The sequence below is a fragment of the Actinotignum timonense genome (assembly GCF_900155575.1).
Classification (GTDB): Bacteria; Actinomycetota; Actinomycetes; order Actinomycetales; family Actinomycetaceae; genus Actinotignum; species Actinotignum timonense.
The window spans coordinates 1766544-1778790 of the sequence record NZ_LT706966.1; the positions used below are offsets into that span (position 1 = coordinate 1766544).

Annotated in this window: 7 protein-coding genes; 4 read left to right on the top strand and 3 right to left on the bottom strand. The window is 58.6% G+C overall.

All coding sequences use genetic code 11. The features are described from left to right. The first annotated feature begins 45 nt into the window (after nt 1–45). From CZ322_RS07515 to CZ322_RS07525, 3 genes are all read left to right on the top strand, one after another. Nucleotides 46–1812: an adenine deaminase C-terminal domain-containing protein gene (locus CZ322_RS07515; RefSeq protein ID WP_016442801.1), complete on the top strand. Its 1767-nt coding sequence runs from the start codon at nt 46–48 to the stop codon at nt 1810–1812. 43 nt (nt 1813–1855) lie between these two features. Next, nucleotides 1856–2863 carry an adenosine deaminase gene (add, locus tag CZ322_RS07520; protein ID WP_016442802.1) on the top strand — a complete coding sequence of 336 codons (1008 nt, stop codon included), beginning with the start codon at nt 1856–1858 and terminating at the stop codon, nt 2861–2863. A gap of 363 nt (nt 2864–3226) precedes the next feature. Continuing rightward, entirely contained in the window at nt 3227–3790 is a 564-nt protein-coding gene (locus CZ322_RS07525; RefSeq protein ID WP_016442803.1) for a MerR family transcriptional regulator, read from the top strand. A gap of 230 nt (nt 3791–4020) precedes the next feature. Here CZ322_RS07525 and CZ322_RS07530 read toward each other — a convergent pair whose 3' ends face one another. Both CZ322_RS07530 and CZ322_RS07535 read right to left on the bottom strand, forming a co-directional pair. Further along, nucleotides 4021–6339 carry an InlB B-repeat-containing protein gene (locus CZ322_RS07530; protein WP_087070798.1) on the bottom strand — a complete coding sequence of 773 codons (2319 nt, stop codon included), beginning with the start codon at nt 6337–6339 and terminating at the stop codon, nt 4021–4023. 376 nt (nt 6340–6715) lie between these two features. Next, nucleotides 6716–10624: a S8 family serine peptidase gene (locus CZ322_RS07535; protein ID WP_087070799.1), complete on the bottom strand. Its 3909-nt coding sequence runs from the start codon at nt 10622–10624 to the stop codon at nt 6716–6718. 396 nt (nt 10625–11020) lie between these two features. Between CZ322_RS07535 and CZ322_RS07540 the strand changes: the two genes are divergently transcribed. Continuing rightward, on the top strand, nt 11021–11374 hold the full coding sequence (locus CZ322_RS07540; protein WP_016442806.1) for an RNA polymerase-binding protein RbpA: 354 nt from the start codon (nt 11021–11023) through the stop codon (nt 11372–11374). A 101-nt stretch (nt 11375–11475) separates the two neighbouring features. Here the strand turns inward: CZ322_RS07540 and CZ322_RS07545 are convergent, their stop codons facing one another. Next, the gene (locus tag CZ322_RS07545; protein WP_234984504.1) at nt 11476–12246 is read right to left on the bottom strand and encodes a polyprenol monophosphomannose synthase; all 771 of its coding nucleotides are present in this window, start codon (nt 12244–12246) and stop codon (nt 11476–11478) included. Nucleotide 12247 lies beyond the last annotated feature (1 nt).

Consider the following 12247-nt stretch of genomic DNA (forward strand, 5'->3'; position numbering starts at 1 on the left):
CATACCGTCACCCCGCAACAACGTCATTATTTTTAGGAGAAACTCATGCCTCATCGTCAGCTTCTTGATGTCGCCTACGGGCGCGCCCACGCCGACACCATTATTGACAACGGAATTCTGGTAAACGTTCTCACTGGGGAAACCTACCCCGCCTCCGTCGCCATCGCTTACGGGCGCGTGGCCGCGGTGGGGAACGTGGACGCGCAGCGCGGCCCGAACACCACCATTATTGATGCCGACGGCGCCTATCTGACTCCCGGTCTCATTGACGGGCATCAGCACATCGAATGCTCCAAGCTTTCCGTGACGATGTTCGCGGATCTGGTATCCCGCTACGGAACAACCTCCGTTATTTCCGGCCTCGACCAGATCCTGGTATCCGCAGGCCTGGAAGGCGTCAAGGAATTCCTGGCCGAAGCCGAAGAATCCTCCATGCGAGTGTGGTGGGGTGCGCCCGCTAAAGCTCCCTACACGGTTCCTGAATCTACCGTGGGGCACCGTTTCGCGGTGGAAGACCATCGGAAAGTGCAGCGCATGCCCGAATGCGTGGGCTTGTGGGAAACCGTGCAGGAAATGGTGGAATACGGTGATGAAGAAGTCCTCACCGCCATGGACCTGGCCGAGGAAAACCGCCTGCACGCCTTTGGCTGCGCACCGCTCGTGGATGCCCGCCGGGTAGCCGGCTACGCAGCTTCGGGCGTGACGCTGTGTCACGAATCCTATTCTCCGGAAGAAGAACTGGAGAAGATGCGTAACGGCATCAATATCCTTATCCGGGAATCCACCGCCGCCCCGATGCTCGAGGAAAATATTAAGCTCATCACCGAGATGGGCGCCCCGGCCCACCGGGTTGGTTTCTGTACCGACGATGTGACGGCCACCGATATTTTGGGCCGCGGCCACCTCGATTACGTGGTGCGCCTGGCCATTGCGAAGGGAATTGATCCCGTCACCGCGATCCAGATGGCCACGATTAACACCGCGCGGATGTTCCAACTCGATGACCGCATCGGTGCGATTGCTCCGGGGCGTTTCGCGGATATTCTCTTCGTTGATTCCCTCGATGATTTCCGGCCCCGCACCGTCCTCAAGGGTGGGAGGATCGTGGCGCAGAACGGTGCCGCCGTGCACGCCCCGCATGCACCGCAGCGCACCGCAGCGGTGCTCGATACCTTCAAGCTCGCCCCGGTCAGCGCTGATCGCATCGCAGTTCGGGTTGCCGATTCGGCTACCTCGGCGCGAGTGCGCACCATCGTGCTCTCCAAGGATGTTGCCTTCAAGCGCCCCGGAGCTGAGGTGGAACTCCCGGTGGTGAACGGCAAGGTGCAACCCGATACTGCCCAGGATGCCGTTTATGTATGCGTAGCGGAACGCTACGGCAAAACCACGAATTTGCCCGTTGCTTTTATTCAGGGCTTCGGCCTCAAGCGCGGGGCAATTGCCACCTCGGCGGCCCCGGACGATAACAATGTGGTGTGCGCGGGAGTAAACCCGGAGGATATCGCGCTGGCGATTAATCAAGTTTCCCGCCTGGGCGGGGGACAGGTTGCGGTGTGTGATGGCGAGGTTGTTGCCTCCCTGCCCCTCCCGGTGGGTGGCATTGTTGCCGACCTGGTAGCCGAAGATATGGCCACCGCCGAAGCGGAGATGGACCGGGCTGCCCGGGAGGTGCTGGGTGCGGATCTCGATTCGCCCTTTGGCCAGCTCATCTTCCTGTCCATCACCGCGATTCCCGATTGGGCGATCACCGATCTCGGCCTCATTGACTGCGTCAAATTTGACGTCGTCGATCCCGTTATTGCAACACGGTAACGTAACGGGTACCCGCGAACGTAACCACGCAGAAAGGAAAAATATGACTGCGATATCGCCCTTCGTGCAGGGTCTGCCCAAAGTTGAGCTCCACCTGCATATTGAAGGCACCCTGGAACCCGATCTCAAATTCAAGCTCGCCGCGCGCAATGGCGTAGAGCTGCCTTACGCCAGCGAGGAGGAGGTGCGGGCTTCCTACCAATTCGATGACCTCGCCTCTTTCCTGGACGCTTATTACGAAGGCATGAGCGTGCTGCTCACCGCGGAGGATTTCTATGACCTCGCGATGGAGTATTTCCGCAAGGTAGCGCGCCAAAACGTTCGTTACGTGGAGATGTTCTTCGATCCGCAGGCGCATACCTCGCGCGGGGTGGAATTCCATACCGTGATCTCCGGGCTGCGCCGTGCCCAGATTGAGGCGCGCGAACAGCTGGGTGTGGACAGCGCTCTGATTATGTGTTTCCTGCGGGATTTCCAGGCCGAATACGCCATGGCAACCCTGCTGGAATCCCTGCCGTACCGCCCCTGGATAATCGGCGTGGGGCTTGATTCGGATGAAACCGGCAACCCGCCCGCCAAGTTCGGGGCCGTCTTCGCGAAGGCCCGCGAGCTGGGATATCAGCTGACGATGCACTGCGATGTTGATATTGCAGATTCAGCGGAGCATATTCGTCAGGTTCTCGAGGACGTGCGGGTGGACCGCGTGGACCACGGTACGAATGTGGTGGAAAAGCCCGAGTTGGTGGAATACATGGCTGAGCACGGTATCGGTCTGACCTCCTGCCCGATCTCCAATACCTGGGTCTCCGACGGCTCTAAGGTGGGACTGCTCACCGAACTGGATAAGCGGGGGGTCAAGGTTACTGTCAATTCGGACGACCCGGCCTATTTCGGTGGCTATATCGCGGAGAATTACCAACGCGTGGCGGACGAAGCCGGGGCAGATGAGGAGACCCTCAAGCGTTTCGCGCGCAATGCGGTGGATATTTCCTGGGCGCCGGCCTCGCTCAAGGAACGCATCGCCGCGGAGATTGCTGCCTACGAGGGCTAGGTGAGGTAGGCGCTGGGGCGTGCGCGCGAGGCATCTCGCATGCTCGCCTCAGGTACCTCAACTGTCACAATAACATCGCATGTATCGTTTATCACATCGCGATGGGAACGACGGCGCCGGCCGCTTCCCGCGTGGGAGCGTGCCGGCGCCGCGGGCTTTAAGTGGCGGGAACTAGCCAATTTGTGGAGTGGATGCGGTAGGCTAGGGGAGTAGTAAACAGTGCTTTCTTGCGGCACCTTACCCTAAAGCTCAAGTTGAGCTTTAGACACGCCGCGCCGGGCGCTGACCCGCTGGCCGGCCTGCTATATCGTGGTAGCTAACACTGGCAACCGGCCAGAATCCACGCTGCGAAACGGAGAGACTATGAGCGACGCGACCGCCAAAGACGCGACGTATCGGCGCACCCAACCGATGCTCTTCGGCGATCCTCTTCCCGAGCTTGACGCCGAAACCGGCTACCGCGGTCCGATTGCCTGCAAGGCAGCAGGCATCACCTACCGTCAACTCGATTACTGGGATCGCACCGGTCTTGTTTCACCTACCGTGCAAAATGCGTCGGGTTCCGGCAGCCAGCGTCTCTATTCTTTTAAAGACATCCTGGTCCTCAAGGTGGTTAAGCGCCTCTTGGATACCGGGGTATCACTCCAGCAGATTCGGGTTGCGATCGCACAGCTCAAGGATCGCGGAGTGGAAGATCTGGCCGGTATCACCCTCATGTCTGACGGTGCTTCGGTCTACGAATGCACCTCCGATGATGAAGTGATCGACCTGGTCAAGGGCGGCCAGGCTGTTTTCGGCATCGCGGTTGGCCGGGTTTGGCGTGAAATCCAGGGTTCGCTTTCCGAGCTTCCCACCGAACGCGCTGAAGAAGAAGTGGTGGATGAATTGGCGCAGCGGCGGGCCGCCAAGCGCCGCCGCGGTGCATAACTCACAATTCTTTTACCATCCAGGTCCGTTGCCGAAGTGCAGCGGACCTGTTTCGTTTATTATCAAGGCTCCAGGTAGCTCTTGCTCATTTCCTACCCTGGCGAGCAACGTCACTCAGCAGTATAGAAACCCGGCACCGTTACCACGTAAACGAAACCTCTGGAGGAAGCTTTTATAGCTTCGTTTCCAGAGGCTTCGTTTACATTACTGTTTTCCCGTAATCGTAGTGGCTAATTTCCGTAGTTATTTTCTATCCCAATGGCGCAACCGAACGAAGGCAAGGCCGGTGGCAAGAAGCAGTACAACTCCTGCAATACCACCAGCTGCTGCCGTTCCTGTATGCGCGAGCTTTTTGGCGGAAGTGGAACTGATTGCATTGTCGGTACCCGAATTTGTGGGATTAGGACTGGGAGTCCCCGGTTTCGNGGATCACCACCAGGCGGGGCCCCCGGATCGCCACCAGGCTTGGCCCCCGGAGCCCCACCAGGCTTGGCCCCCGGATCCCCACCAGGCTTGGCCCCCGGATCACCACCAGGCTTGGCCCCCGGATCACCACCAGGCTTGGCCCCCGGATCACCACCAGGCTTGGCCCCCGGATCACCACCAGGCTTGGCCCCCGGATCACCACCAGGCTTGGTTGTTATTTTCTCCCATTGACCAGTGAGAGTAATGTCACCCGTAACTGAAGTGGAGAAATCATAAGGCTGACCGTCCTTAAACCAGCCAATGAACTTGTATCCATCCCGAACAGGAGGTGCGATATTTTCGGCCTGTTTGCCATGAAGTACCTGCCGGTTACCATCCGGTGTTACCCCATCGTCATAACGGTAAGTAACGTTGTATAGAATCTGATCCCACTCCGCAGTCAAAGTAATATCAGATTTAACCGGGGTAGCGAAATCATATTGATGACCATTGAGATACCACGCGATGAAGGCATGACCTTCCTTAATCGGATTCTCAGGTTCTTGTGCGGGAGATCCAGCTTTAACCTGCTGGGAAGGAATGACGTTTCCGCCACGAGTATCGAAAGCAACCGTGTACTTAGCGACGGCAGCCCACTGTCCATACACAGTTGTGTCAGCCGTAATCGGGGTGGTGAAATCGAAAGGCTGTGTGAAGCTTTCATCTTTGAACCATCCCTTGAAAACGTGACCCTTTTCTTCCGTGTTAACGGTCGGGAAACCCGGCTGGGAAACCACAGTATTACGACTTACCTTAACTGAAGATTCGGCCTTGGTAGAACCATCGGGAAGGAGCTGCTTGAAATTCACAACAGGCTTCGGAACAACCCGAACCTTTACGGTATCTTCCGCATAGGAACGAAGGCCCATCTCATTGTCCTGCCAAATCCAATCAGCAAAAGGACCTGCTTGTAACGTGAGCTGGTACTCGCCTGGGGTGGACGTATCCACACTACCGGAAGCTACGCGATACATAGGCGCATCGTTTCCGCTAAGAATGATGGTCCACTGATAATCAGGGTTCTCTTTAGTACCCGAATTCTTCAAATAGCTATACGAATCAACGAGTTTCTTTAGGTTAGTCTGGGCTTTATCGACCTCTTCCTGTTTCCGTTGAGGTCCCGTATAGAAGTCACTACCCTCCTCAATCTCGTATACGGTATCGATAGCATTGAACTTGACCAGATTTTGCTTTTCTCCCCACAGACCAATATTGAAATTCTGCGTGGAGCCATCCGGATAGATATAGTGCGCTTTCTCGATGGGAAGGCCTGGTGTCGAATCATAAATGGCCACCAGATGCGGAGAATAATTGAACTTCTCGAAAATCTGGAGGTACCTCATATGCGTCGCGGCATCATAACCGGTCAGATAATGCTTGTTGGGCTGGTCCGCTACGGAATAGGCTGCAAGTTCCTCACGAGTCATTGAGAAACCGATTTCACCATTAGCATCAGTGGTGAAGAATTTCCCTTTATTTCCGTCGATAATCTCGCTATTGCGTTCGAACCAGAGATTCAACCCGGAAACGGGTTCTTTCGTCTCATCATCGACGTATTTCAGCTTGAATTCATACGGCGTACGCTGATCAGCGGGGAATGCCACATTTGATTCGGTCGGGGTATTCCCGTACTTAGTATCCCGACCGAGGACATTCGCTGACGAATGGGAGCGCTCCAGGTGGCGCTTCGGAACGACTGTTACCGTTCCTGTAGCTTTGGTGGTCTTCCCTCCACTATCAGTGAGGGAGAATTCGACGGTGTAATCCCGAACCTCGTTATACACGGAATACTTAGGTTTATCTTTACCTTCCGTGAACCCACTCTTATTCGTAACGACAACGTCATCACTTCCGAGCTGAGAATCTTCTGCGTCCCCGGCTTTCACGATCATGCGTTTCAGATCGAAGGGATATGTGCTCGCGATTGTGACGTTTTGTATTTCCAGGGTCGGAGCGGTGTTATCCGGCGCAGCCCAAGCCGTGCCGAGCGTAGCGCCGGTAACCATAATTCCGGAAACCAAGCCCGCGGCGATGGTGCGAAGCCGATTCACCCCCTGTCCAATTTTTTCTTCCCGTAGTTTCATCTGCAATCCTTTCAACAGCGCCACCGAGGGCACACTTCGACGCGCACATTCTTGACACTGTGACTTGATATTTTGCACCAGCTATAGTGACAAGATGACAATACCAAAGTTCTTACTGTATTTGTTTAGAGTCATTTGATTTCGAGGAATACGAGAGCACTCAACGCTGCCCTTGCGGAATAAACATCCCTCTGACCTTGGCAAATGCGAGGTTGTTTCATTTTAGTGATCTTCGAGCTACTAACCAAGAAAATGTTTCTCAGCTTTATCTTTAAGCGATGCAACAAAGGACCCCGATGTGTCGTCACCGTAAGTAGCGACACATCGGGGTCCATTTAATCTTTAAAGGTGAAAATACAGGGGGATCTCACTCTTTCTATCGGCGCACAGCCGGGGTATCCGTTCCGTTGCCGTCCCAATCCCCGAGGAAGACCGCATCAGCGTGGCGCCCATAGGCAAGAGTTGCTTCAGCATCTCCTCCGGTGAGCTGGTTGCTAATGTGGAAGGTATTTCCGCGGCGCACCGCGAAAGTATCCTTACCATCCCCATCGAAGTCCCCAGCAAGGACCTGGTCATCGGCGCGTCCGTAGGAGAATACCTGCTCAGCATTCCCACCGACGAGCGAGTTCTGGACGTAGAAGGTGTTTCCGCGGCGCACCGCGAAAGTATCCTTGCCATCCCCGTCGAAATCACCCACGAGGACTTCGTCGCCAGCGCGTCCGTAGGAGAATACCTGCTCAGCATTCCCACCGACGAGCGAGTTCTGGACGTAGAAGGTGTTCCCGCGGCGCACCGCGAAAGTATCCTTGCCATCCCCGTCGAAATCACCCACGAGGACTTCGTCGCCAGCCCGTCCGTAGGAGAATACCTGCTCAGCATTCCCACCGACGAGCGAGTTCTGGACGTAGAAGGTGTTTCCGCGGCGCACCGCGAAAGTATCCTTGCCATCCCCGTCGAAATCACCCACGTAGACTTCGTCGCCAGCCCGTCCGTAAGAGAACACTACGGAAGCAACGGTCGCCGTCCAGTTATTGGAGACGAAGAAGGTATTGCCGTGCGAGGCCGGGGGAGTGGCCGGTTTGCTCGGCTGTTCGCTCGGCTCCACGCTTGGTTCCGGATCTTCGCTCGGCTCGGGTGCCGGGGGTTCGTCCGTCGGCTCCGTGCTCGGAGTAGGAACCGGGGTCGGTTCTGGAACAGGCGTGGGTTCCGGCTTGTCGCTCGGGCTCGGTGCCGGCGCAGTCGGCTCCTCCGAGGGTGTCGGCACCGGGCCTGGCGTGGTCGGATCGACCGTAGGTTCCACGCTCGGAGTCGGTGCAGGAGCCGGAGTTGTCGGCTCGACGCTCGGGCTCGGCGCGGGCGCGGTAGGTTCCGGCTTCTCGCTCGGAGTCGGGTCCGGCGTGGGAGTCGGCTGCGGCGTCGTGCATTCCTTGACGCAGAAGGGCGCCGTCACGAAGGTTTCTTCGCTGGCACTGCGGGTGAAGCCGGGAAGGGTGTCACCGGTCGGCTCAGTCGTTCCGCCGCCGGTACCTTTGACGACCCGCAACTCGAAGACATAGCGCCCCGGGGCGGCCGCGGTGCGCGTCGTCGCCGAAGCAGATTCGAGGTAGGTGCCATCCCAGGCAAAGCGCCCCAGATCGGTACGGCCCACACCGTCCTCACTATGCACCACGTTATTATCCGAAACCGGGGCGCCCTTCGAGCCATCCTCGTTCGCGTGGAAGACCCGGATCTCCAGCTTCTGCACCGGGGAATCAATATGGTATTCCACTACCGGAACCGCGCCGTTGGCGTAGTCCATGGCGTAGGCGAACAGTTCGGAATTGGGAGCATTGGAGTACTGCGCACCCTTATCCAGGCACTCACCCTTGTAGATGGTGGCGGGGTTGGGGCACGCAATGAGCTTCGTCAGCGAAGGCGGATCGTAGGCGAGCAGATTCGCCAGATCCGGGCGCTTTTGGGCGATATCTGGGCGGATGTCCTTGACCTTCCACGTGGTGTGCAGGAATTGTAAGGCGTTTTCGTAATCGCCCTTGAGACCCGCAAAGGGGACCTGGTAGGTGGAATTATCATCGCCGTGCACCACCACATAGCCGCCGTAGATCGCACCCTCGGGCACGTTCGTCGGATCGGTCACGGAAACCTGTACCTGGGCTTCTGCCCCGGGCTGCACCGTTACCTGCGCTGGGCTAATCGCCACCTGGGCATCGGTCCCGTTGTAGCTGGTGAAACGATCATGCGGCCCGCTGGTGGCACGCACGTGGGTATCCGCCGTGAAGGTATAGGTGACAGGCGCTGCGGAGGCGTTGTGCACGGTGAGCGTCGTCGTTTCCTGCACGTCAGAATCGCCCAGAGAAATCTTCGCGGGAGTGATAGCGGTGGGAACTCCGCCGGCATTCGCGCCCGGCTCCGTGACGGCGGTCAAGGCCGCAGGAAGGTTGATGAGGCCGGCGCCCTGGCGGTGCGTGGCAAGCTTCAGGGCATCCGCGCTGCCATCCACGGTCACCAGATCAGCGGTATTCTGCAAAGCCGTGCGCACCTGCGCCGGCGTGAGCTTCGGATTGGCTTGGAGGAGCAAAGCGACACTCCCGGCCACGTGCGGGGCAGCCATCGAGGTACCTGAAATCGTCTTCCACGAGGGCGTCACCTCATCATCGACCGGCCACGCGGAATAGATATTGCCACCCGGGGCGACTACATCCGGCTTGAGCTGGAGATTCGCTGCCAGGCCCCACGAGGAGAAATCGGAAATCTTCCCACCGGTGGGGGAGGCGGCCACTCGCTTCGCGTCCGTCCATTCAAGGCTCGCGTTTCCAGCAGCTGCGGCTTCTTCGAAGCGCTCGCCCTGTTCTTGGGTAACCGCGATGACCGGAATGGTCACGGCCGGACTACCGGCAATGGTTGCGTTGATGGTACCGGGCTGGTTGTTGTAGATGATAACCGCTGCGGCGCCGTCGTCCTGCGCGGCACGCGCCTTCTGGTAGAAGGTCGAGGTTCCGCGCGAGACCAGCACTGCTTTCCCGGTAAACGGTGTTCCAGGCAGATCAACGGCACCGGTTTTTTGCCCTTCGGGATAGGCGACGACGTCGAGCCTACCCGCAGTGGGTACCGCCGGTGATTCCGTTACATTATCGAATCCCTCGGCCGCGCCGTTGAACATAACAACCGGGCGTAGTACGTGGGTATTGTCCACCGAACCCACCGCGATAACCGAGGGGCCCACCGCCGGAGCACTACCGGAGAAAATGCCCTTCGCACCGGAATTACCCTGCGAAGCCGTCACGACCACGCCGGCGGCAACGAGATTTTCCGATGCCACCGCGGTGGGGTAGTTGGGCCAGGTGGCGAAAGCCGCGCCGATAGACATATTGACAACGTCCATCTTGTCGCGCTGAGCGCGTTCGAGAGCGGAAAGAATGACTTCGGAGCTGGTGGAACCCGTGCACCCGAACACTCGGTAAGCACCGATCACAGCATCGGGAGCCACGCCCTTGAACTTGCTTTCCGGGTCATTACCTGCGGCGATACCGGCAACATGCGAACCGTGCCCGCCGCCGGCTCCGCAATCATCGGGAAGAGCATCCGGGTGGGGGACCGGCTGGAAATTCGGGTCACTGCGATCGGTATTAAAGGAATCGCCCACGAAATCGTAGCCGGTCACGATCTTGTCATTGGGGAAAGCACGCTCGCCCTTGACACCATTCCCACCAAAGGCCGGGTGATCAATGGCCACGCCGGAATCGATAATTCCCACGCGCACGCCTTTGCCGGTGACTCCAAATTCTTCATTGGCCACGCTCGCGCCAGTCATCTCCCGCGCAGAATACATATCGGGAGTTTCGCCGGGGCGGTTTATTTCCGCATTCGAGTCCACCTCGGCGGGCCGTTCCACCGTGAGGACCGGGTAAACACCGATGACATTAGCGTCGTTAACGTAGCGCGCGAGTTCCACCGAATCGGCTTCGACGGTCACGCCGTTCCACACGTGCTGGTAGGAGGTGTCCACCTCACCACCGTCATTTTCGACCGTCTGGGTGAATTCCCGCTGTTCGCCCGCGATGCGGGCGGAGGAGCCACCTCGAATAAGAGGTTCGCTCTTGAGTTCAATAAACCATTTTCCGGTGAAATTCGGATCGCTTTCCGCCGCGGCAACGGTGGCGCGGATATCGAGGGGTTCGTGCCCATCTGATTCCGTGGCCGCCGCGGTTGCGGGAGCGAGGGCGCCGCCAACGAGGGCGGCACACGCACAGGTGACGCCGAATCGGCGCCAGCGTGGTTGCTCAGCCATACATATCCTTCCTGATAGCTGGCCGCTGGCCCGGGCGTGGAAATATGAGCCCAGCTCAACGGCATGCCAGCAATTTTGCCGAATATCTTAAATAATCAAAATTGATAGTCCAGAGTGTGAACGACCGGTGGAACAGTATGTGAGAGTGGAGAGCGGGGGCAGCGGGGGACGAGTGGGGCTCACCGGCACCCTCGCGCGGCATCGCCCGGCCGTGTTTTGACATAATGTACATTATCGGCAAGTAGCGTGAGGTGGCCAGAATTCTGTCCAGCCCCTCTTTAACGCGTCAAAGCGCCCGTTTCCGGGACGTAAGCACCGGGGCCCGCGGCGGCGTCGTTAATATGGAAACGGAGAAACGTAACGCGAGCAGGCCTGCTCGCGAGGAAGGACGGCACGATGGCTGAACGTTCGTTGCGCGGTATGCGCATCGGAGCGAATTCGCTCGAAACTGATGACAATGTGGTTTTTGTGGACCGCCAGCAGGTTAAATACCGCTGCAAGAACGGCCACGAATTTGGGGTGGCCATGGCGGTGGACGCCGAAGTTCCCACCGCGTGGACCTGCCGCTGCGGCGTGGAAGCCGAGCTCATCGAAGGCGAAGGCGTGGATGACCGCAAGCCACCCAAGCCGGTGCGTACCCACTGGGATATGCTCCTGGAACGCCGCAACGAAGATGAGCTCAAGGTGCTGCTGGAGGAACGCCTTGAGCTGCTGCGTGAAGGAAAGTTGCGGCTACGGCGCAATCGCTAATCGCGCTCAGTTTTGCGGCGTGCCGGCCGCGCGCCTCAGTTTTGCGGCGCCGTACTCCACTACCGCGGCGCTAAATTCCGTGGGGCTCAGTCCCGCGGCGCTCAGTCCCGCGGCCGGCGCAGCTGAGTGACCACGCGTTTCGCGAGATTGCCCAGCTGCCTCCCCCGCCGCGTGACGCCCATCACTGTGGTGCGCTTGAGGGATTCGGTGAAGACCGAGCCGGAGAGCTTCGACTCCCCCGCCTCGCGCTCCGAAAAAGTGATGGGCATTTCAACGATATGGCCCCCGCAGCGCGCCACGTGGTCGGTCATATCGGTCTGGAAGAAGTAGCCGCGCGCTTCCACGGTGTCCAGGTTGAGACGCTCGAGGATATCCGTGCGGTAGACGCGGTAGCCCGCGGTGGCGTCGCGCACCGGCAGCCCGAGCATCCCTTGAATATAGAGGTTGCCCAGGCGCGAGAGCGCCTCGCGGGGCTTGGACCAGCCGTCAATTTTCCCGCCCCGCACGTAGCGCGAACCGATGACCAAATCCGGCGCATCGGACATCGCGGCGCGTTCGAGCAGCAAGGGCAGCTGTTCGGGATGATGCGAACCGTCTGCGTCCATCTCCACCACGTGAGTGTAGCCGCGCTCCATGGCCCAGCCGAAAGCCGCAATATAGGCACGCCCGAGCCCGTCTTTTTCGGTGCGGTGTAACACGTGGATCTGCTCATCACGTTCGGCCGCCTCATCTGCGATCTTCCCGGTACCATCCGGTGAATTATCATCAACCACGAGGATATCCGCCTCGGGTACGGCCCGCCGGGCCCGCTCGATAATCCGCGGAAGATTTTCCGCCTCGTTGTACGTGGGAATTGTGATGAGAACGTGCACG